The organism is Thauera humireducens, from assembly GCF_001051995.2.
GTDB lineage: Bacteria > Pseudomonadota > Gammaproteobacteria > Burkholderiales > Rhodocyclaceae > Thauera > Thauera humireducens.
Genome location: NZ_CP014646.1, coordinates 2,667,183 through 2,687,348, shown reverse-complemented (window position 1 = coordinate 2,687,348; position 20,166 = coordinate 2,667,183). Strand labels below are relative to the sequence as shown.

The following is a 20,166-nucleotide window of genomic DNA, read 5'->3' as shown; positions in this document are numbered from 1 at the left end:
TGGAGGCGGTCCCGGTGCTGGCCGTCAGCGCAGCGGGATCACCAGTGGCGGGATGTCCACGCCGATCACCACTGCCGGCGCGCGGCTGTGGCTGTACGAGCGGTAGGCCGGCTCGTAGTAGTGGTGATGGACGATCGGTTCGCGGTAATAGCGCGGACGCTCGCGGATGATGACCTTCTCGCGATAGACGGTGCGTTCGTCCCAGTGGTGGCGGTGGTGGTGCTTGTGCTTGTGGGCGTGCTTCTGGTGGCCCCAGTACGGGCCGCGATCATCGCGGTCAGCCAGTGCGGCCGGCGCGAAAGCCGAAAGGATGCCGCCGCAGAGGAGGGTGGCGGCGAGCCTGCGGGTCAGGGTGGTATTCATGGTCTGCCTCGTTCGTGTTGTCCTTGCAGGGCAGGGCCCCGATGCACTGGATACTAGGCGAGGCGGTCATCTGCGCGCTGCGGCAGAGTGTAAGCAGGCTTTTGTAACGCAGCCGAGACAAGGCGGTAACAATGCGCCGGGCTTTGATTCTTCAGAAGTTCTTGATAGACTGCCGGGCTTCCCTTGCTCCACCGGACCGCATGCCGGGGGGCTGCAACAACCAACCGCAAGGAGTTTGCATGCGACATTATGAAATCGTCTTCATCGTCCACCCTGACCAATCGGAACAGGTGCCGGCGATGGTCGAGCGCTACAAGACGCTCGTGACCGGCCGCAACGGGCAGATCCACCGCCTGGAAGACTGGGGCCGCCGCCAGATGGCCTACCCGATCCAGAAGGTGCACAAGGCTCACTACGTGCTGATGAACATCGAGTGCGACGGCGAGACGCTGAACGAACTCGAGCACGCCTTCAAGTTCAACGATGCAGTGCTGCGCCACCTCACCATCAAGATGAAGAAGGCGGTCACCACGCCTTCGCCGATGATGAAGGAAGAGAAGTCGCGCTCGCTGAGCACGGCGTCCGACGAAGCGAAGCCGGCCGACAGCGAAGCGGCTGCCGCCTGAGTTGCCTGACCCGGGATTGAATGAACTGCGCCTCGATGCGCGCGTGGCCGAGTTGCTGCCGCTGCGTCGAACGCCTGCCGGAGTGCCGATCGCAAGCTGCGTGTTGGCACACGAATCGAAACAGGTCGAAGCGGGGCTGACCCGAGACGTTTCGGTGGAAGTGCAGGCGGTGGCCGTTGGCGATCTCGCCAGCGTGCTGGCGGCAGCGAAGCCCGGGGCGGCGGTGCGGCTCAGCGGATTCCTCGCGGCAAGAAGCCTGCGGAGTCGGAGTCCGGTGCTGCACCTGAATACAATCGAATTTCTCGAAGGAAACTGAAATGGCTTTCAAGCCCAAGTCCAAGTTCAAGAAGAAAGATGATCGCGGTGGTCGTGGTCTGTTCAAGCGTCGCAAGTTCTGCCGCTTCACGGCCGAGAAGATCGAAGAAGTCGACTACAAGGATGTCGAGATCCTGAAGGACTTCATCACCGAGAACGCCAAGATCATGCCGGCGCGCATCACCGGCACCAAGGCCGGTTACCAGCGCCAGCTGTCGGTCGCCGTCAAGCGCGCCCGCTTCCTGGCCCTGATGCCCTACACCGACCTGCACCTGTAAGAGGGGATAGAACTCATGCAAATCATTCTTCTCGAAAAGGTCGTGAACCTCGGTGGCCTCGGTGACGTGGTCAAGGTCAAGGACGGCTACGCCCGCAACTTCCTGATTCCGCAAGGCAAGGCCAAGCGTGCCACGCAAGCCAACCTGGCCGAGTTCGAAGCCCGTCGCGCCGAACTCGAGCGCGTCCAGGCCGAAAAGCTGGCTGCTGCGCAGGAAGCTGCCGCCAAGCTGGAAGGCGTGACCGTTCAGGTTTCCCGCAAGGCTGGCATGGATGGCCGCCTGTTCGGCTCGGTCGGCAATGCCGACATCTCCGAAGCGCTGGCCGCGCAGGGCTTCACCATCGATCGTGCTGCCATCCGCATGCCGGAAGGCCCGCTGAAGCAGGTTGGCGAAGTGCAGCTGGAGATTGGTCTGCACGCCGACGTGGTCGCCACCATCACCGTCTCGGTGGTCGGCGAGCAGTAATTCCGCACGCTTTCTGCGCGCTGATGAAAAGGGCTGCCTGGTGCAGCCCTTTTTGCTTCCTGTCGGCGCGCTCGGGCTGCGGACTTTCCGTTACGTATTGCCGCACGTTCGGGCATGACGTGCGTCGCTAGAATGCGATGCATCGGTTTCAAAGGGTGTTCGTGATGAGTTCTTCGTCTTCCCGTTTTTCCGACTACGCGTCCGATCCCCAGGTCGCGCAGATCAAGCTTCCGCCTCATTCACTTGAAGCCGAGCAGTCCCTGATTGGCGGCATCCTGCTCGACAATCAGGCTTGGGAGCGGGTTGCCGACCTCGCCAACGAGGCGGATTTCTATCGGGACGATCATCGCCGGATCTACCGCCACATCACCAAGCTCATCGATCAGGGGCGGCCGGCAGACGTCGTGACCGTATTCGAGTCGCTGGAAAAAAATGGCGAGGCGGAGCAGGCGGGGGGCCTGGCCTACATCGCCGAGATTGCCAACAACACCCCGTCAGCGGCGAACATCCGGCGTTACGCCGAAATCGTTCGTGAGCGGGCAATCTTGCGCAAACTGGTCGCCGTGGGGGATGAGATTGCGGCGAGCGCGCTGAGTCCATCCGGCAAGGATGCCAAGGCCCTGCTCGACGAAGCCGAGGCCAAGGTGTTCGAGATCGCGGAGGCGGGTGCGCGTCACGCCAGTGGTTTCGTCTCCATTCAGCCGATTCTCAAGCAGGTCGTCGACCGGGTCCAGGAACTCTACGACCGCGACAATCCGTCCGAGGTCACCGGGGTGCCGACCGGCCTCGTCGATCTCGACGACAAGACCTCGGGTCTCCAGCCGTCGGACATGATCATCGTCGCCGGCCGTCCCGCCATGGGCAAGACGACCTTCGCGCTCAATCTCGCCGAGCACATCGCCATCGAACAGCGTCTGCCGGTGGCCATCTTTTCCATGGAAATGCCTGGCACCCAGTTGGCGACACGTTTCATTTCGTCCGTCGGGCGCATCGACATGCAGAAGATCCGTAGCGGCCGCCTCACCGATGACGACTGGCAGCGGCTGACGATGGCGATGGGCAAGCTCTACGATGCCCCGCTCTACATCGACGAGACGCCGGGTCTCAATCCGATCGATCTGCGTGCGCGGGTGCGTCGGCTCGCGCGCCAATGCGGTCGTCTCGGTCTGGTTGTCATCGACTACCTGCAACTGATGAGCGGTACCCGCGAGGGCGACAACCGCGCATCCGAGCTGTCGGAGATCTCGCGCTCGGTGAAGTCGCTCGCCAAGGAGTTGCATGTGCCGATCATCGCGCTGTCGCAGCTCAACCGAAGCCTCGAGCAGCGCCCCAACAAGCGCCCGGTCATGTCCGATCTGCGCGAATCCGGCGCTATCGAGCAGGACGCGGACATCATCATGTTCATCTATCGCGATGAGGTCTATAACCCCGACTCTCCGGACAAGGGGACGGCGGAGCTGATCATCGGCAAGCATCGTAATGGTCCGACCGGCACCGTTCGCCTGACCTTCATCGGCGAGAACACTCGCTTCGAGAATTACGCCGCCGCGCCCGGCTTCTGACTTGCGTATGCGCGCATAGATTTCTTTATTGTGAATTGATGTTGACGATGCTGTTTGTGTGTCTATAATGCGCACCTCTTTCAGCGCTGACGCGGTTTCTTCTGAAGCGGCGGCGGGGCTGGAGGGGCGAGGCGGGCGGTTCGCCGGGGCTTTGGGTTGTTCGATGATTCGGGCGACGCGGTTAAAAAAGTTTCGGTGGATGCTTGACAGGTTGTGTGAAGTTGAACATAATCTCGCTTCTTCGCTGCCGGGTGGCAGCGGTTCTTTAAAAAATTGAACAACCGATAAGTGTGGGTGCTTGGTTGTTGTGGTCGGCAGCTTCGGCTGCTTGGTTTCGCAATGATTAGGTGCTCATGCTGATTAAGTCAGTATTTTGAGTACTTTGCTGGATTGAACTTAAGAGTTTGATCCTGGCTCAGATTGAACGCTGGCGGCATGCTTTACACATGCAAGTCGAACGGCAGCACGGGCTTCGGCCTGGTGGCGAGTGGCGAACGGGTGAGTAATGCATCGGAACGTGCCCATTTGTGGGGGATAACGCGGCGAAAGTCGCGCTAATACCGCATACGCCCTGAGGGGGAAAGCGGGGGATTCTTCGGAACCTCGCGCAATTGGAGCGGCCGATGTCAGATTAGCTAGTTGGTAGGGTAAAGGCCTACCAAGGCGACGATCTGTAGCGGGTCTGAGAGGATGATCCGCCACACTGGGACTGAGACACGGCCCAGACTCCTACGGGAGGCAGCAGTGGGGAATTTTGGACAATGGGGGCAACCCTGATCCAGCCATGCCGCGTGAGTGAAGAAGGCCTTCGGGTTGTAAAGCTCTTTCGGCCGGGAAGAAATCGGCGACTCTAACATAGTCGCTGGATGACGGTACCGGACTAAGAAGCACCGGCTAACTACGTGCCAGCAGCCGCGGTAATACGTAGGGTGCGAGCGTTAATCGGAATTACTGGGCGTAAAGCGTGCGCAGGCGGTTTTGTAAGACAGATGTGAAATCCCCGGGCTTAACCTGGGAACTGCGTTTGTGACTGCAAGGCTAGAGTACGGCAGAGGGGGGTGGAATTCCTGGTGTAGCAGTGAAATGCGTAGATATCAGGAGGAACACCGATGGCGAAGGCAGCCCCCTGGGCCTGTACTGACGCTCATGCACGAAAGCGTGGGGAGCAAACAGGATTAGATACCCTGGTAGTCCACGCCCTAAACGATGTCGACTAGTCGTTCGGAGCAGCAATGCACTGAGTGACGCAGCTAACGCGTGAAGTCGACCGCCTGGGGAGTACGGCCGCAAGGTTAAAACTCAAAGGAATTGACGGGGACCCGCACAAGCGGTGGATGATGTGGATTAATTCGATGCAACGCGAAAAACCTTACCTACCCTTGACATGTCTGGAACCTTGCTGAGAGGCGAGGGTGCCTTCGGGAGCCAGAACACAGGTGCTGCATGGCTGTCGTCAGCTCGTGTCGTGAGATGTTGGGTTAAGTCCCGCAACGAGCGCAACCCTTGTCACTAGTTGCCACCATTCAGTTGGGCACTCTAGTGAGACTGCCGGTGACAAACCGGAGGAAGGTGGGGATGACGTCAAGTCCTCATGGCCCTTATGGGTAGGGCTTCACACGTCATACAATGGTCGGTACAGAGGGTTGCCAAACCGCGAGGTGGAGCCAATCCCTTAAAGCCGATCGTAGTCCGGATCGTAGTCTGCAACTCGACTACGTGAAGTCGGAATCGCTAGTAATCGCAGATCAGCATGCTGCGGTGAATACGTTCCCGGGTCTTGTACACACCGCCCGTCACACCATGGGAGTGGGTTTCACCAGAAGTAGGTAGCTTAACCTTCGGGAGGGCGCTTACCACGGTGAGATTCATGACTGGGGTGAAGTCGTAACAAGGTAGCCGTATCGGAAGGTGCGGCTGGATCACCTCCTTTCAAGAGAAAAGGCCGCGTACGGCCAAGTATCCACAACTTATCGGTTGTTCAGACCAAGAGCCTCGAAGGCGTGAGGGTCTGTAGCTCAGTCGGTTAGAGCACCGTCTTGATAAGGCGGGGGTCGTTGGTTCGAATCCAACCAGACCCACCAAGCTTTTTTGGGTTGCTCGAGAAGGACGGGGCTGTAGCTCAGCTGGGAGAGCGGCGGCTTTGCAAGCCGTAGGTCGTCGGTTCGATCCCGACCAGCTCCACCAGGACTCGTGCAGACGCATTCGAGTAGTCAGACATGACGATAGCGATGTCATCATCTCTGACTTCTCGATCGGCAGCGCAAACTGTCGGTTGTTTGAGGTTCGCTCTTTAACAAAGTGGAAGAAGTGTAGTACGTACCGAGCCGGTGCGTACTGCAAGTTGTGTGATTGCATTGATCACATCACCGTTGTCAGCAGTGGTGTGATCGCACAAACGAGTTCGTCTTATGACCGGTGCTTCGACAAGAGGCGCTAAGGTTATAGGATCAAGCGACTAAGTGCATGTGGTGGATGCCTTGGCGATCACAGGCGATGAAGGACGTGTAAGCCTGCGAAAAGCGTGGGGGAGCTGGCAATAGAGCTTTGATCCCACGATGTCCGAATGGGGAAACCCACCCCGCAAGGGGTATCCCAGACTGAATACATAGGTCTGAGGAGGCGAACGCGGCGAACTGAAACATCTAAGTAGCCGCAGGAACAGAAATCAACCGAGATTCCGCAAGTAGTGGCGAGCGAACGCGGAGCAGCCTGCACGACTAAACCATCAGCTTAGCAAAACGGTCTGGAAAGTCCGACGATACAGGGTGATAGTCCCGTATGCGAAAAGCCGGTGGCGGGTCTGAGCGTGCGACAAGTAGGGCGGGACACGAGAAATCCTGTCTGAAGATGGGGGGACCATCCTCCAAGGCTAAATACTCGTGATCGACCGATAGTGAACCAGTACCGTGAGGGAAAGGCGAAAAGAACCCCGGGAGGGGAGTGAAATAGATCCTGAAACCGCATGCATACAAACAGTGGGAGCCTCGAAAGGGGTGACTGCGTACCTTTTGTATAATGGGTCAGCGACTTACGTTCAGTAGCGAGCTTAACCGAGTAGGGGAGGCGTAGCGAAAGCGAGTCTGATAAGGGCGTCAGAGTTGCTGGGCGTAGACCCGAAACCGGATGATCTATCCATGGCCAGGATGAAGGTGCCGTAACAGGTACTGGAGGTCCGAACCCACTAACGTTGAAAAGTTAGGGGATGAGCTGTGGATAGGGGTGAAAGGCTAAACAAATCCGGAAATAGCTGGTTCTCCCCGAAAACTATTTAGGTAGTGCGTCGTACGGACACTTGCGGGGGTAGAGCACTGTAATCGTTGGGGGGGTCACTGCGATCTACCCCGCGATAGCAAACTCCGAATACCGCAAAGTGATATACGGCAGACAGACATCGGGTGCTAACGTCCGGTGTCAAGAGGGAAACAACCCAGACCGCCAGCTAAGGTCCCAAATGCATGGCTAAGTGGCAAACGAGGTGGGAAGGCATAGACAGCTAGGAGGTTGGCTTAGAAGCAGCCACCCTTTAAAGAAAGCGTAATAGCTCACTAGTCGAGTCGTCCTGCGCGGAAGATGTAACGGGGCTCAAGCCATGAACCGAAGCTGCGGATGTGTCTTTGACACGTGGTAGGGGAGCGTTCCGTAAGCCTGCGAAGGTGTCTCGTAAGGGATGCTGGAGGTATCGGAAGTGCGAATGCTGACATGAGTAGCGATAAAGGGTGTGAAAAGCACCCTCGCCGTAAGCCCAAGGTTTCCTGCGCAACGTTCATCGGCGCAGGGTGAGTCGGCCCCTAAGGCGAGGCAGAAATGCGTAGTCGATGGGAAACAGGTCAATATTCCTGTACCGCTCTATGATGCGATGGGGGGACGGAGAAGGTTAGCTCGGCCATCTGTTGGAATAGGTGGTTCAAGTGTGTAGGCGTGCTGCGTAGGCAAATCCGCGCGGCTAAGCTGAGGCATGATAACGAGGACCCTCGGGTCCGAAGCGAGTGATACCCTGCTTCCAGGAAAAGCCTCTAAGCTTCAGTCATAGAGTGACCGTACCGCAAACCGACACAGGTGGGCTGGTAGAGAATACCAAGGCGCTTGAGAGAACTCAGGAGAAGGAACTCGGCAAATTGATACCGTAACTTCGGGAGAAGGTATGCCCCATTAGCTTGTAGGAGTACATCCGAAGGGCGAAGGGGCCGCAGAGAATCGGTGGCTGCGACTGTTTATTAAAAACACAGCACTCTGCAAACACGAAAGTGGACGTATAGGGTGTGACGCCTGCCCGGTGCCGGAAGGTTAAGTGATGGGGTGCAAGCTCTTGATCGAAGCCCCGGTAAACGGCGGCCGTAACTATAACGGTCCTAAGGTAGCGAAATTCCTTGTCGGGTAAGTTCCGACCTGCACGAATGGCGTAACGATGGCCACACTGTCTCCTCCTGAGACTCAGCGAAGTTGAAATGTTTGTGAAGATGCAATCTCCCCGCGGCTAGACGGAAAGACCCCATGAACCTTTACTGTAGCTTTGCATTGGACTTTGACGGGATTTGTGTAGGATAGGTGGGAGGCTATGAAGCCAGGACGCTAGTTCTGGTGGAGCCGTCCTTGAAATACCACCCTGGTGTCGTCGAGGTTCTAACCCAGGTCTGTGAATCCAGATCGGGGACCGTGCATGGTGGGCAGTTTGACTGGGGCGGTCTCCTCCCAAAAGGTAACGGAGGAGTACGAAGGTCACCTAGGTACGGTCGGACATCGTACTGATAGTGCAATGGCAAAAGGTGGCTTGACTGCGAGACCCACAAGTCGAGCAGGTGCGAAAGCAGGTCATAGTGATCCGGTGGTTCTGTATGGAAGGGCCATCGCTCAACGGATAAAAGGTACTCTGGGGATAACAGGCTGATTCCGCCCAAGAGTTCACATCGACGGCGGAGTTTGGCACCTCGATGTCGGCTCATCACATCCTGGGGCTGTAGCCGGTCCCAAGGGTATGGCTGTTCGCCATTTAAAGTGGTACGTGAGCTGGGTTTAAAACGTCGTGAGACAGTTTGGTCCCTATCTGCCGTGGGCGCTGGAAGTTTGAGAGGGCTTGCTCCTAGTACGAGAGGACCGGAGTGAACGCACCCCTGGTGTACCGGTTGTGACGCCAGTCGCATCGCCGGGTAGCTATGTGCGGAAGAGATAACCGCTGAAAGCATCTAAGCGGGAAACTCGCCTCAAGATGAGACTTCCCCGGGGCCTCGAGCCCCCTGAAGGGTCGTTGAAGACCACAACGTTGATAGGTCGGGTGTGGAAGCGTGGCAACACGTTAAGCTAACCGATACTAATTGCCCGTGTGGCTTGATCCTATAACCTTATTCAAGACAAACTCGTAACACCGGTGTCAAAAAACACCCAATCACACAACACTTCTTCCCGCTTTGGCCTGGATCAACCCCAGGTAACAAGTCAAAGTCTGACGACCATAGCTTTGTGGTACCACACCTTCCCATCCCGAACAGGACCGTGAAACACAAACGCGCCGATGATAGTGAGGATTGCCCTCGTGAAAGTAGGTCATCGTCAGACTAACCAAAAAAACGCCCAGCATCAAAACGATGTCTGGGCGTTTTTACGCTTGTAGCGAACGAAATAAGAGATTCAGCATGACGCGCCGGGAGTGCCGCGGCAGAATCGTGGAATCTCGGTAACAGCACATGGTGTCCGGAATGGATTTCGATCTTGTGATTGTTGGCGGTGGGCTCGCCGGCGCAGCCCTGGCGGTAGCCTTGCGGCGCTCGAGCCTCCGGATCGCTGTCGTGGAGGTGAGCCCTCCGGTGCGGTTGGAGTCTTGGGACCAGCGAGTCTATGCATACAGTCCGGCAAGCGCGCGATTTCTGGATGAGTTGGGCGCCTGGCGCCATATCGATCCGGCGCGTCTGCAGCCCGTCTCCGAGATGCGGGTGTTTGGCGACGACGGTGGAGCGATCTGTTTCTCAGCGTATGAATCAGGTTTGTCCGAGCTCGCATGGATCGGGGAGTCGAGCCGCGTTCATCTAGAGCTGTGGGAAAGCCTCAGGCGACAGCATAATGTGACCTTGTTTTGTCCTGCTCGGCCGCAGGCGCTCGAGATTCGGCCAACAGGCGCGGCATTGCGGGTGGATGATGGCCGGACCCTATCAGCGAGCTTGATCGTGGGTGCCGACGGACGGGACTCCTGGGTACGTGCGCAGGCCGCGATCGAGGCGCGGGTGTCGGCCTATGGTGAGCGGGCCGTGGTGGCAAACTTCGAGTGTTCGCAGCCGCATCGAGGCGTTGCGTATCAATGGTTCAGGAATGACGGCATCCTGGCCTGGCTGCCACTGCCGGGCAATCGGATGTCCATGGTCTGGTCGGCCCCCGACGAGATGGCCGATGACCTGATGGGGATGGACGAGGCCGCGTTCGTAGCGCGCGTTGAGGGGGCGGGCGGTCGCGTGCTCGGCGCTCTCGGCTTGCTTACGCCGCGCGCGGCGTTCTCCCTGCGCTTGATGCGGGTCGACGCGGTGGTGAAGGAACGTGTCGCGCTGATCGGCGATGCCGCACATGCGATTCATCCGCTTTCGGGACATGGCATCAACCTCGGGTTCCAGGATGCGAAGGTGCTGGCGGAAGTTCTCGGGGGGCTTCAGAGTTGGCAGGATGCGGGGGAACTGGCCGTGCTGCGGCGCTACGCGCGTGCGCGAGCCGAAGAGCCCTTCCTGTTGCAGTACCTGACGCATGGGTTGAACCGCCTCTTCGGGGTTCGGAATCCGGTTGCCGGGGCTCTTCGGAACGCCGGCATGAACCTCACGGGCCGCCTGCCGGTCCTACACAATGCCCTGATTCGCTATGCGGTCAATGGCCGATTTTGATTCCTTTCGGAGAGCTTGATGAGTTTCTTTGCCAAACGTACCGCAGTTCTTGCCGTCGCAACGGTGCTGGGTCTGGTTGCCAGCCTGTCTGCCAGCGCCTCTGAAGAGGCGGTTCGCAAGAATATGGAAGCCTTCATCGGGGCGCCTGCGGTCGAGTCTGTGACCAAGACGCCTTACGGTGGTCTGTACGAGGTGTTGCTGAAGAACGGTCAACTCGTCTACTCGGACGAAAAGGGGAGCTTCATCGTCGATGGCAGCGTCATCGACATGAAGACTCGCCGCGACGTTACCCAGGCCAGGCTCAATGAACTGGCTGCGATCGACTTTTCAACCCTGCCGCTCGACCAGGCGATCAAGCAGGTCAGGGGCAAGGGAACACGGGTGATCGCGAGCTTCGAGGATCCGAATTGCGGTTACTGCAAGCGTCTGGCCAAGGAACTTGCCGGCATGGACGATGTGACGATCTACACCTTCCTGTACCCGATCCTCAGCCCGGATTCGACGAGCAAGTCGAACAACATCTGGTGTGCCAAGGATCGCGCCAATGCGTGGAACGGCTGGATCCTCGACGGCAAAGTGCCTGCAAACGCAGACTGCGACGTGAATGCCGTGGTAAAGAACGTGGAGTTGGGGCAGAAGCTGCGGATCACGGGAACGCCGACGCTGTTCCTCGCCGATGGGCGACGGATCGGCGGATTTGTGCCGGCGACGGAACTCGAGAAGGCGCTCGCAGACGTCAAGGCCAAGTGAGCCGTGCCACGGTGAAGCGGCGTCCGGAAACGGCATTGCTTCACCGTGTCTTGACTGAAGGACGTGCCTAGCGGGCGCCTGGAGGCCGGATTCCCTTTGGCAGCAAGACCCACATCTGACCTTGTTGGCGCATTCGTCCGGCCTCCCGTCCGGCCTGCTCGCCGAAGCCCCAGAAAAAGTCCGCACGTACGGCGCCCTTGATCGCGCTCCCGGTATCCTGGGCCAGCATCAACCGGTTCAGCGCACGGTTGCTGAGCGGATAGGTGGTGGCGAGGAAGACCGGCGCGCCCAACGGGACGTAACGCGGGTCGACGGCGATGCTCCGCCCTTCTGTGAGCGGGACGCCGAGCGCGCCGATGGGGCCGCCGTTCGATGCCGGCAGTTCGCGGAAGAATACATAGCTGGGATTGGTGTTCAGCAGTTCGCGCAGACGCTGTGGATTGGCGCTCGCCCAGCGCTTGATGCCGTCCATCGAGGCCTGGTCGAGCGTCAGTTCGCCCTGAGCGACCAGCCAGCGCCCGATCGACTGATAGGGATGGCCGTTCTGATCGGCGTAGCCCACGCGCACGGTACGGCCATCGGGCAACTGCACCCGCCCGGAGCCCTGCACCTGCAGGAAGAACAGGTCGATCGGATCATCCGCCCATAGCAGCACGGGCGCGGGTACCTGATCACCGCGTTCTGCGAGTTGCTCGCGCGTCCAGTAGGGCAGAACCTTGTTGCCGACGACGCGGCCTCGCAGGCGAAGGTGCTTGAGTTCCGGATAAACGTCACCCAGCTCGATCGTGAGCATGTCGGCGGGCGCTCCGTGGATGGGCCAGGCGTAGCGCTGATTGCGGCTACGGCTGCCGCGGATCAAGGGTTCGTAATACCCCGTCACGAGGCCTTCGGTCGACGTCTCCGTATTGCGAAGCAGCCAGGGCGAAAAGTGCTGCTCGAAGTAGTGACGGGCGCGTGTGCTCCCGGGTTGGGTGCCCAGCGTGCCTGCGGCGTCGCAGGCGCTCTTCCACTGCGGTTGTCGCGAGAGCTTGGTGCAGGATGTAAGCAGTGCGGACCAGGCCGCCGACGGATCGTCCTCCGACCAGCCCTTGATTTCCGACCAGGATGCGGCCACGGGTGCCGGGGGCTCGGCCGTGGTCTCGGGCGGGCGCGGTGCGCTCGGCGTTACGGGCGCCACCGTCGGGGTTCCGGCCGTGGGCGCCTGGCAGCTCGGGCAGGCCGGGCAGGGCTGGTGCTGCGGGCACTTGCTGCCTGCTTCTACGTCGGGTGCGCGTGAGGGCGTCGCGCAGGCCGAGAGCAGGGCGAGCAGGGCGAGCAGCGCGGGAAGGGCGAGGCGGGTGGGGGCAAGCGTCATGGAGGGGATCGGTTAAACTGCGGGACTTTCGCCCGTCAGAGTATACCGACGGCAGGGCGGGCTTTGCGCCGGAGGCTTGCGATGTGGGTGATCTTTCTCGAGGCCGGACTTGCGCTGCTGCTGTTGCTCATCATCGTCTGGGCAACCTGGCCGCGGCGAGACGAGGCGTCCGAAACCGACACGAATCCCAAGAATGAAGAACATGACTGAACTAGCCGATCTGCTGAGTCGCGCGGAACGCGTGCTCGAGCGACTCGAAGCCGTACTGCCGGGACCGGCAACACAGCCCGACTGGAGCAGCGCGGTCGCCTTCCGCTGGCAGCGCCGCCACGGGCGTGCGGAGTTGAAGCCGGTGCGCATGCCGCATCGCATCCGCCTCGCGGACCTGCAGGACGTCGATGCGCAGAAGACACGTATCGAGCGCAACACGCGTCAGTTCCTTGCCGGCCGGCACGCGAACAACGTGTTGCTGACGGGGGCGCGGGGGACGGGCAAGTCTTCGCTGATCAAGGCCCTGCTCAACGAATTTGCCGACCAGGGCCTGCGCGTCATCGAGGTCGACAAGAGTGACCTCGTCGACTTGCCCGAGATTGTCGACCTGGTCGGATCAAGGCCCGAGCACTTCATCCTGTTTTGCGATGATCTGTCCTTCGAGGAGGGCGAGGATGCCTACAAGGCCCTGAAGAGCGTGCTCGATGGCTCGGTGTCGGCCGTGTCGGACAACGTGCTCGTCTATGCCACCTCGAACCGTCGCCACCTGATGCCGGAGTATCACGACGAGAACCTGCAGGCGCGGCATGTCGACGGCGAGATCCACCCGGGTGAGGCGACGGAGGAGAAGATCTCCCTGTCCGAGCGCTTCGGGTTGTGGATCTCGTTCTACCCCTTCAGTCAGGACGAGTATCTCGACATCGTCGCGCATTGGCTCGCGCAGTTCGGTGTGCCCAAGCGCAGGATTGCCGCGGCGCGGCAGGATGCGCTGCAGTGGGCGCTGATGCGCGGCTCGCGCTCGGGACGGGTGGCGTGGCAGTTTGCCCGCGACTTCGCCGGCCAGATCGAAGGCTGAGGCGGACGATGACGCGAAAACTGGTCGATGTCGCCGCCGGGGTGCTGCTGCGTCCGGATGGTCGTTACCTGCTTGGTCAGCGCGGGCCCGACACGGTCTATGCCGGCTACTGGGAGTTCCCGGGAGGTAAGGTCGAGCCGGGCGAAACACCGTCTCAGGCCCTGTGCCGTGAACTGGACGAGGAGTTGGGCATCCGCGTCACCCGTCTGCGGCCCTGGCTGCGTCGCGAACACCTCTATGAACATGCCCATGTGCGCCTGCACTTCTTCGAGGTTTGTGCGTGGGAAGGCAGCCTCGACGACAAGGTCCATAGTGCGCTGGACTGGGTGGAGCCGGCTGCGGCGACGCGTGAGCCGATGCTGCCTGCGAACGGGCCGATCCTGAAGGCGCTTCGCTTGCCGCGCACGATGGGCATCACCGAGGCGACCCGGATGGGTGTGGACGCCCAGCTCGAGGCGCTCGATCGGGCATTGGATGCCGGATTGCGGCTGGTCCAGGTGCGCGAGGCCGGACTCGCTGCAGATGCGCGCATCCGCTTCGCCCGCGAGGTGCTCGCCCGTACCCGTGACCGCGGTGGGCTGGTCGTGATCAATGACGACATCGAACTGGCGCAGATGATCGGCGCGGACGGCGTGCATCTGCCGGCGCGCCGCCTGATGGCGCTGTCACAGCGCCCGGCGTTCGAGTGGGTGGGCGCTTCCTGTCATGACCGTGCGGAACTCGAGCACGCGGCTGCTCTGATGCTCGACTATGCGCTGCTGAGCCCGGTGCTTGCCACGGACTCGCATCCCGGAGAGCCGACGCTGGGCTGGGGCGACTTCAGGGCCTTGTCGGAAGGGCTGCCGATGCCGGTGCTCGCGCTGGGAGGGCTCAAGCCTGACGATATGGAGACAGCGCGCGACGCCGGCGCGCACGGCATCGCAGGCATACGCGGCATCTGGGCGGCAGGCGCCTAGTCGCGCGTCTGGCCCGGCGGGGCGAAGCTTTCGTCCTCGTTCGCATCGGGCGGCGATGAGGGGACGCGATAGGCTTCGGAGGCCCAGGCGCCAAGATCGATCTGGCGACAGCGGGCGGAGCAGAAGGGTCGGAAGCGACTCTCCGCCACCCAGGGTACGGACTTGCCGCAGGTCGGGCAGCGGACGGTGCGCGGCGTATCGCTCATGACGGTTCAGAGGCTGCAGAAGGTGAGCTCGAACTGCACGTCGCGCTCGGCGAGGCGGGGGCGGGCGATCGTTTCGGGCAGCATGAAGCGGATGTTCAGGGCGTACTTGTTGGCGCTGATTTCCGGCACCACGGCGTCGGCGCGTGGCACGCGCACGCGCAGCATCTGGGCTGAGCGTCCGGCCATCGTCAGCTGGTAGGCGCCGCAGCGGGCCACCTGCAGTTCGGGGCGGCCACTGGCGCGCAACAGGCGCAGCACGATCTCTAGCCCTTCGCGGATCGGCGTCATCGGCGCCATCCAGCTGTCGAGGTCACGCCGGCGCCCTTCGGGGTCGCGGTTCAGCCAGTAGTGGTAAGAGGGCAGATCGAACTGGCACACACCGCCGGGAATCGCGGCGCGGCTGCGGATGCTCATCAGCCACTCGTTCTCGCGCAGGTACTGGCCGATCTTGCCGGCCATCGCCAGCAGGCCGGTCGACGCCTGTTCGATCTCGTACAGTGCGCCCGCAAGCGCCTCTTCGGAGATGTCGGGGTTGTTGCGGAAGGACATCAGGATCTGGCGCTGGCGTTCGAGTTCCTGCACAAGATCGACCTTGAGGTCGGCACGGCTCGCAACCTCGAGCGTCTCGAAGATGGTCTGCAGCGCGACGTGGTGATCCTGTGGGGCGTCGTGGCCGGCAAAGTGCGCGAGCTTGACGAACAAGTCCTCGAGACGCAGCAGCGTGCGGATACGCTCGTTGAGAGGATATTCGTAGCTAATCACCGCACACTTTCCGCAAGAATTGCGCTCCCGTAAGTTGCGGGATAATAGCACAGCGGCCTGAGGGGTCTTGCCAAACGGTCCTTCACACGCGCCTTGCGGCAAGGTCGATGTACTGGCGATGCAGGTGTTCGACCTGGGTGCGAAGGTGCGCGAGGGTGCCGCCATTGTCGATCACGTCGTCGGCGGCCGCCAGCCGCGTCGCGCGGCTTGCCTGGGCTGCCATGATCGCGCGGATCTGGGCCTCGTCGAGTCCGTTGCGTGCCTTCACGCGTTCGATCTGGAGGGCCTCCGGGCAGTCGACGACGCACACGCGGTCGCAGCGGTCGCGATACGTTCCCGACTCGACCAGCAGGGGGACGGCAAGAATCACGTAGGGGCCGGGTGCGGCGAGGCACTGTCGTGCGCTTTCATCCCGGATCAGGGGGTGCAGGATGGCTTCGAGCTGCTTGCGCGCCTCGGGCCGGCTGAAGGCCAGCGATCGCATGGCGGCACGGTCGAGGCTGCCGTCGCCGGAGACGACCCCTTCACCGAAGCGGTCGCCGATCGCGGGCATGGCGGCCCCGTTCGGGGCCGTCAGGGCATGGGCGATGGCGTCCGTGTCGACGAGGCTGGCGCCCAGCGCGACGAAGTGGTCGGCGACAGCGCTCTTGCCGCTGCCGATGCCGCCGGTCAGCCCGACGATGAAGGGGCGCCGGGCAGTGGAGGGGGTGGGATGCATGTTTCAGCGTCCGTTGCAGGCCGTGCGGCGAGCGCTGATGCCGCGCACGTCGGCCTCGACGGCGCGCACGCTTTCGTCGGTCAGGCGCGCCTGGATCAGGTAGCTCGTGCTCATGCGGGCTTCGACGCCGGCGTTGCGCACGCCGCGGGTGCGCAACTGACCGAGCAGTTGCTGAGCGCGCGCTTCGGTCTTGAAGAGACCCAGCGAGATCGCATATTGGCTCGGCCCGGCCTCCTGCACGATGAACAGATCCCTGACGCCAAGATCGCGCAACTCCTGCGCCCGGCGTTCGGCCTGGTCGCGACTGCCTTGCGGCGGCACCCTTACCCACCACGAAGCGGGCGTCTCGCTGCGGCGGCGTTCAGCCTCGAAGCCGCCCCGGCGCAGTCGGCGCGTCAGGGCATTGGCCTCCTCCTCGCTGAGTCCGGCCCAGGCCTGGCACACCAGTGCAGGCGGCGGTGGGGCGGGCGGGACGTCAGTCGCCGGGGCAGCAGTGCTCGCGGCGGCGACGAGCGCATCGCTGTCCGGCGTCGAGCCGGCCGTGCTGCTGCCGGCCTCCTCCGTTGTCGGCTGCGCTTCCGCGACCGGCGGAGGCGATGGCTCCGGCGCCGCCACGGCTTCGGCGGGTGCCGACGGGGGCATCTGCGGCGTCGCGTCTGCGTCTTCCCGCCCGACGCCGCCGCTCAGCCGGATCCGTTCCGGATTGAGCTGGTTCGTGATCCGCTCGGGCTCGGTGCGGGGGGCGGTGCCGGCGATCCAGCCCTTCACGCCGGCGAAAGCCAGCGCGTTGAGGAGGATCAGGACGATGACGAGAAGGCGCGTCGTGCTCATTCGAAAAGATAGGCCGGTCGTGTGGGGTCAGCCGAGCTTGGGGAGGTGAGCCAGCGACGCAGCGACGGCTTCGGCCGGGTACTCGTAGTTCTCGAGCTTGCCGGCGAAGTAGCGCTCGTAGGAGCTCATGTCGAAATGGCCGTGTCCGGTCAGGTTGAACAGGATCGTCTTGCTCTCCCCGGTTGCCTTGCAGCGCAGGGCTTCGTCGATCGCGGCGCGGATGGCGTGGCAGGACTCGGGTGCCGGAATGATGCCCTCCGCGCGGGCGAACTGCACGCCGGCCTCGAATGTGGCGAGCTGTGGCACGGCGAGGGCCTCGATCAGTCCGTCGTGGAACAGCTGCGACACCAGCGGCGAATCGCCGTGGTAGCGCAGGCCGCCGGCGTGGATGCCGGGGGGCATGAAGTCGTGGCCCAGCGTGTACATCTTCATCAGCGGGGTGAAGCCCGAGGCGTCCCCGAAGTCGTAGGCGAACTGGCCCTTGGTCAGGGTCGGGCAGGAGCTGGGCTCCACCGCGATGCAGCGCAGGTGCGCGGCGCGCTTGTCGCCGCTGGCCTTGTCGGCAAGGAAGGGGAAGGCGATGCCGGCGAAGCTCGAGCCGCCGCCGCAGGGGCCGATGACCACGTCCGGGTAGAGTCCGACCTTGTCGAACTGCTTCTTCGCCTCGAGGCCGATGATGCTCTGGTGAAGCACCACATGGTTCAGCACCGAGCCCAGCGTGTAGTTGGTGTCGGCACGGCTGGCGGCTTCCTCGACCGCCTCGGAGATGGCGATGCCGAGCGAACCTTCGTTGTCCGGGTTCTCGGCCAGCAGGCGGCGACCGGTTTCGGTCAGCGGCGACGGGCTCGGATACACCTCGGCGCCCCAGGTCTGCATCATCAGGCGGCGGTAGGGTTTCTGCTCGTAGCTCACCTTGACCATGTAGACCCGCACGTCCAATCCGAACATCTGTCCGGCGAAGGAGATCGACGAACCCCACTGGCCGGCGCCGGTCTCGGTGGTCAGGCGCTTGATGCCGGCCTGCTTGTTGTAGAAGGCTTGCGGTACGGCGGAGTTCGGCTTGTGCGAGCCGGCCGGGGATACCCCTTCGTACTTGAAGAAGATCTTCGCCGGCGTGCCCAGCGCCTGCTCCAGGCGCACCGCGCGTACCAGCGGACTCGGCCGCCACAGGCGGTAGATCTCGCGCACTTCCTGCGGTATCTCGATCCAGCGCTGTGCGCTCATCTCCTGTTCGAGGATGGCGCCGGGGAAGATCGCCCCCATCTGCTCGGGCGTGGCCGGCTTGCCGTCCGGGCCCAGTGGCGGAGCGGGCGGATTCGGCATGTCGGCGACGATGTTGTACCAGTGCGTCGGGATGTCGCTGGCTTCGAGCAGGATGCGGGTGGCTTCCATCTTGGGTCTCCAGTGTCGTTATGCGTTGGCGGAATGTAGTCCGGCGACGACGGCAAGGCCGCACAGGACGAGGTTGTCGATGCGCCGCAGCGGAATGTCGAGCAGTGCGGCGAAGCTGTCGGCCGCGCCGCCGCCGAGCAGGCACAGGGCGCCGGGCTCGGCCGCGATCTGGCGGAACATGCGTTCGATGGCGCCGGCCTGTGCATGCAGGCAGCCCGAACGGATCGCATCGACGGTACGGCGTGGCTGCGGCACGTAGCGACCATCGGCGAGCGGCAGCTGAGCGGTGCCGCGGGCAAGCGACTGCTGCATCAGGTCGACCCCGGGCAGGATGAGCCCGCCCAGGAAGTCGCCGTCGGCCGACAGCAGGTCGACCGTGGTGGCCGTGCCGGCGGTCACCACGAGGCTGGCCTGCGCATGCGTGTGACGCGCACCGATGAGCGCGGCCCAGCGGTCGGCGCCGAGCTGCTCCGGATGGTCGTAGAGGTTGCGCACGCCGCAGGCCTGCGGCGCCGGGCGCAGCCACTCCACGGCGTCGACACCGAGCGCGGCAGTGATCCGCTTGGCCACGGCGGTGCCGGCGACGTTGCTGCCGACGACACGCAGCGGGCCGCGGTGGCGCTCGCGCAGCCGGCCGATCGTATCGATCCCGTCATGCCCCAATGCGCCTTCGTCCAGCACTGCCTGCACTGCGTCGTCGGCGAGAAGACGCCATTTGATGCGGGTATTGCCGGCATCGACGAGCAGGATCATGGTGCCTCCCCGCCGAGCGGGCGCAGCGACACGTCGCCCGCGAGGATGCGCTGCATGCCGGTGTCCGTACGCAGCAGCAAGGCACCGTCGTCGTCCACGCCGGCGCAGATGCCTTCCAGGGCCGTGTGGTCTCCGCTTATCCGCACCGGCAGCTCGGCGAAGGCGTTGCGCTGCTCCCAGGCGTCCTTCAGCGCGGGAAACCCGCCGCTGGCGTAGGTCGCGCAGAGGCGCTCCAGTTCAGCGAGGATGGCAGCGAGCAGGGCAGGCCGGCTCGGCACGTCGCCGTCGAGCGCGCGTGCAAGGTCGGTCACGCCGGTCTGGGCCTCGATGCGGACATCCGGCGGCAGGCGCAGGTTGATGCCGATGCCGATGACCGCGGCAAGCCCGCGCGCGTGGCCCGTGCTCAGCTCGACAAGGATGCCGACCAGCTTCTCGCCATTGACCAGCACGTCGTTCGGCCATTTCAGTTGCAGGCCGACGACGCCGAAGCGCTCGAGGGCCTGTGCGACGGCCAGGCCGGCCACCAGCGACAGGCCGGCGGGGGCCGGCGTGCCGCGGGCGAAATGCCAGACGCTGGAGAAGGTGAGGCTGCCATCCGGCCAGGACTGCCACTGCCGGCCGCGACGGCCGCGGCCGGCGGACTGGCGTTCGGCCGCCAGGACATGCACGCGGCCGTCATCGGCCGGCGTGTTCTCCATCAGCGCGGTATTGGTCGATACGCACTCCTCGACCCAGTCGATCACGAAATGCGGCGCCTGCGCACCGAGGTGGGCGATGGTGGCGGAGCGTAGAGCGGCTGTGGCGTGCGTGGCGGACAAGGTGTCGGGTGGCGTGATAGGTGACCGCCGCATTATCCGTCATCCCGCGCACCCGCACGAGTGTGGTGCCAACAGTGTGGTACGTGTGGGGGAGGTG

The 20,166-nt window shown here is 62.7% G+C and carries 19 protein-coding genes, 2 tRNA genes and 3 rRNA genes; 15 read left to right on the top strand and 9 right to left on the bottom strand.

The window, feature by feature from the left end; genetic code table 11:
* Nucleotides 1-24: 24 nt before the first annotated feature.
* Nucleotides 25-363 (bottom strand): hypothetical protein, encoded by a 339-nt coding sequence (locus tag AC731_RS12620; protein WP_004291717.1) that lies wholly within the window; start codon nucleotides 361-363, stop codon nucleotides 25-27.
* 239 nt (nucleotides 364-602) lie between these two features.
* On the opposite strand from AC731_RS12620, the gene rpsF reads away from it, so the two are divergent.
* The 12 genes from rpsF to AC731_RS12560 all read left to right on the top strand — a co-directional run bounded on the left by rpsF (nucleotide 603) and on the right by AC731_RS12560 (nucleotide 11,213).
* Complete coding sequence (gene rpsF / locus AC731_RS12615) at nucleotides 603-989, top strand: 30S ribosomal protein S6 (protein WP_004291715.1); 387 nt, start codon at nucleotides 603-605, stop codon at nucleotides 987-989.
* A 1-nt stretch (nucleotide 990) separates the two neighbouring features.
* Nucleotides 991-1,305: a primosomal replication protein N gene (gene priB / locus AC731_RS12610; protein ID WP_038012337.1), complete on the top strand. Its 315-nt coding sequence runs from the start codon at nucleotides 991-993 to the stop codon at nucleotides 1,303-1,305.
* 1 nt (nucleotide 1,306) lies between these two features.
* Nucleotides 1,307-1,582, top strand: a complete 276-nt coding sequence (gene rpsR, locus AC731_RS12605; protein WP_004291711.1) for a 30S ribosomal protein S18 — start codon at nucleotides 1,307-1,309, stop codon at nucleotides 1,580-1,582.
* A gap of 15 nt (nucleotides 1,583-1,597) precedes the next feature.
* Nucleotides 1,598-2,047 (top strand): 50S ribosomal protein L9, encoded by a 450-nt coding sequence (rplI, locus tag AC731_RS12600; RefSeq protein WP_004291709.1) that lies wholly within the window; start codon nucleotides 1,598-1,600, stop codon nucleotides 2,045-2,047.
* A gap of 164 nt (nucleotides 2,048-2,211) precedes the next feature.
* Nucleotides 2,212-3,609, top strand: coding sequence for a replicative DNA helicase (gene dnaB / locus AC731_RS12595; RefSeq protein ID WP_004291707.1), 1,398 nt, complete (start codon nucleotides 2,212-2,214; stop codon nucleotides 3,607-3,609).
* Nucleotides 3,610-4,001: 392 nt separating this feature from the next.
* Nucleotides 4,002-5,539: ribosomal RNA gene (locus AC731_RS12590) — 16S ribosomal RNA — on the top strand.
* Nucleotides 5,540-5,613: 74 nt separating this feature from the next.
* A tRNA-Ile gene (locus tag AC731_RS12585) sits at nucleotides 5,614-5,690 on the top strand.
* 27 nt (nucleotides 5,691-5,717) lie between these two features.
* Nucleotides 5,718-5,793, top strand: a tRNA-Ala gene (locus AC731_RS12580).
* 261 nt (nucleotides 5,794-6,054) lie between these two features.
* Nucleotides 6,055-8,939: ribosomal RNA gene (locus AC731_RS12575) — 23S ribosomal RNA — on the top strand.
* Nucleotides 8,940-9,045: 106 nt separating this feature from the next.
* Nucleotides 9,046-9,159 (top strand): 5S ribosomal RNA (gene rrf, locus AC731_RS12570).
* The 16S, 23S and 5S rRNA genes sit together here with 2 tRNA genes alongside, the layout of an rRNA operon.
* Nucleotides 9,160-9,299: 140 nt before the next feature.
* Nucleotides 9,300-10,463 (top strand): UbiH/UbiF family hydroxylase, encoded by a 1,164-nt coding sequence (locus tag AC731_RS12565; RefSeq protein ID WP_048710092.1) that lies wholly within the window; start codon nucleotides 9,300-9,302, stop codon nucleotides 10,461-10,463.
* An 18-nt stretch (nucleotides 10,464-10,481) separates the two neighbouring features.
* Nucleotides 10,482-11,213, top strand: coding sequence for a DsbC family protein (locus tag AC731_RS12560; RefSeq protein ID WP_048706573.1), 732 nt, complete (start codon nucleotides 10,482-10,484; stop codon nucleotides 11,211-11,213).
* 67 nt (nucleotides 11,214-11,280) lie between these two features.
* On the opposite strand, the gene mltA is transcribed toward AC731_RS12560, so the two are convergent.
* A complete protein-coding gene (mltA, locus tag AC731_RS12555) occupies nucleotides 11,281-12,327 on the bottom strand; it encodes a murein transglycosylase A (RefSeq protein WP_205626679.1) in 1,047 nt (348 codons plus the stop codon).
* Between the two features lie 321 nt (nucleotides 12,328-12,648).
* On the opposite strand from mltA, the gene AC731_RS20325 reads away from it, so the two are divergent.
* The 3 genes from AC731_RS20325 to AC731_RS12540 are packed head-to-tail and all read left to right on the top strand — an operon-like array spanning nucleotide 12,649 to nucleotide 14,589.
* Nucleotides 12,649-12,777, top strand: coding sequence for a hypothetical protein (locus AC731_RS20325; RefSeq protein WP_257721756.1), 129 nt, complete (start codon nucleotides 12,649-12,651; stop codon nucleotides 12,775-12,777).
* Entirely contained in the window at nucleotides 12,770-13,633 is an 864-nt protein-coding gene (locus tag AC731_RS12545; protein ID WP_048710086.1) for an ATP-binding protein, read from the top strand. The genes AC731_RS20325 and AC731_RS12545 overlap by 8 nt, the downstream gene beginning before the upstream one ends.
* A gap of 8 nt (nucleotides 13,634-13,641) precedes the next feature.
* Nucleotides 13,642-14,589 carry a Nudix family hydrolase gene (locus AC731_RS12540; protein ID WP_048706567.1) on the top strand — a complete coding sequence of 316 codons (948 nt, stop codon included), beginning with the start codon at nucleotides 13,642-13,644 and terminating at the stop codon, nucleotides 14,587-14,589.
* Here the strand turns inward: AC731_RS12540 and yacG are convergent.
* From yacG to AC731_RS12505, 7 genes are all read right to left on the bottom strand, one after another.
* Nucleotides 14,586-14,795, bottom strand: coding sequence for a DNA gyrase inhibitor YacG (yacG, locus tag AC731_RS12535; RefSeq protein ID WP_048706564.1), 210 nt, complete (start codon nucleotides 14,793-14,795; stop codon nucleotides 14,586-14,588). The genes AC731_RS12540 and yacG overlap by 4 nt on opposite strands.
* 6 nt (nucleotides 14,796-14,801) lie before the next feature.
* The gene (gene zapD, locus AC731_RS12530) at nucleotides 14,802-15,557 is read right to left on the bottom strand and encodes a cell division protein ZapD (RefSeq protein WP_004292878.1); all 756 of its coding nucleotides are present in this window, start codon (nucleotides 15,555-15,557) and stop codon (nucleotides 14,802-14,804) included.
* Nucleotides 15,558-15,639: 82 nt separating this feature from the next.
* The gene (gene coaE, locus AC731_RS12525) at nucleotides 15,640-16,275 is read right to left on the bottom strand and encodes a dephospho-CoA kinase (RefSeq protein WP_048706560.1); all 636 of its coding nucleotides are present in this window, start codon (nucleotides 16,273-16,275) and stop codon (nucleotides 15,640-15,642) included.
* Nucleotides 16,276-16,278: 3 nt separating this feature from the next.
* Entirely contained in the window at nucleotides 16,279-17,106 is an 828-nt protein-coding gene (locus AC731_RS12520; protein WP_048706556.1) for an SPOR domain-containing protein, read from the bottom strand.
* Nucleotides 17,107-17,133: 27 nt separating this feature from the next.
* Nucleotides 17,134-18,498, bottom strand: a complete 1,365-nt coding sequence (locus AC731_RS12515) for a TrpB-like pyridoxal phosphate-dependent enzyme (protein ID WP_048706554.1) — start codon at nucleotides 18,496-18,498, stop codon at nucleotides 17,134-17,136.
* Nucleotides 18,499-18,516: 18 nt separating this feature from the next.
* Nucleotides 18,517-19,251: a type III pantothenate kinase gene (locus AC731_RS12510; RefSeq protein WP_048706550.1), complete on the bottom strand. Its 735-nt coding sequence runs from the start codon at nucleotides 19,249-19,251 to the stop codon at nucleotides 18,517-18,519.
* On the bottom strand, nucleotides 19,248-20,102 hold the full coding sequence (locus tag AC731_RS12505; RefSeq protein WP_237266531.1) for a biotin--[acetyl-CoA-carboxylase] ligase: 855 nt from the start codon (nucleotides 20,100-20,102) through the stop codon (nucleotides 19,248-19,250). Before AC731_RS12505 ends, AC731_RS12510 begins: the two co-directional genes overlap by 4 nt.
* Nucleotides 20,103-20,166 lie beyond the last annotated feature (64 nt).

Coding starts and splice junctions, on each gene's coding strand:
- AC731_RS12620 (WP_004291717.1), bottom strand. CDS start 363: ATGAATACCACCCTGACCCGCAGGCTCGCCGCCACCCTCCTCTGCGGC.
- rpsF (WP_004291715.1), top strand. CDS start 603: ATGCGACATTATGAAATCGTCTTCATCGTCCACCCTGACCAATCGGAA.
- rpsR (WP_004291711.1), top strand. CDS start 1,307: ATGGCTTTCAAGCCCAAGTCCAAGTTCAAGAAGAAAGATGATCGCGGT.
- rplI (WP_004291709.1), top strand. CDS start 1,598: ATGCAAATCATTCTTCTCGAAAAGGTCGTGAACCTCGGTGGCCTCGGT.
- dnaB (WP_004291707.1), top strand. CDS start 2,212: ATGAGTTCTTCGTCTTCCCGTTTTTCCGACTACGCGTCCGATCCCCAG.
- AC731_RS12565 (WP_048710092.1), top strand. CDS start 9,300: ATGGATTTCGATCTTGTGATTGTTGGCGGTGGGCTCGCCGGCGCAGCC.
- AC731_RS12560 (WP_048706573.1), top strand. CDS start 10,482: ATGAGTTTCTTTGCCAAACGTACCGCAGTTCTTGCCGTCGCAACGGTG.
- AC731_RS20325 (WP_257721756.1), top strand. CDS start 12,649: ATGTGGGTGATCTTTCTCGAGGCCGGACTTGCGCTGCTGCTGTTGCTC.
- AC731_RS12545 (WP_048710086.1), top strand. CDS start 12,770: ATGACTGAACTAGCCGATCTGCTGAGTCGCGCGGAACGCGTGCTCGAG.
- AC731_RS12540 (WP_048706567.1), top strand. CDS start 13,642: ATGACGCGAAAACTGGTCGATGTCGCCGCCGGGGTGCTGCTGCGTCCG.
- yacG (WP_048706564.1), bottom strand. CDS start 14,795: ATGAGCGATACGCCGCGCACCGTCCGCTGCCCGACCTGCGGCAAGTCC.
- coaE (WP_048706560.1), bottom strand. CDS start 16,275: ATGCATCCCACCCCCTCCACTGCCCGGCGCCCCTTCATCGTCGGGCTG.
- AC731_RS12520 (WP_048706556.1), bottom strand. CDS start 17,106: ATGAGCACGACGCGCCTTCTCGTCATCGTCCTGATCCTCCTCAACGCG.
- AC731_RS12515 (WP_048706554.1), bottom strand. CDS start 18,498: ATGGAAGCCACCCGCATCCTGCTCGAAGCCAGCGACATCCCGACGCAC.
- AC731_RS12510 (WP_048706550.1), bottom strand. CDS start 19,251: ATGATCCTGCTCGTCGATGCCGGCAATACCCGCATCAAATGGCGTCTT.
- AC731_RS12505 (WP_237266531.1), bottom strand. CDS start 20,102: ATGCGGCGGTCACCTATCACGCCACCCGACACCTTGTCCGCCACGCAC.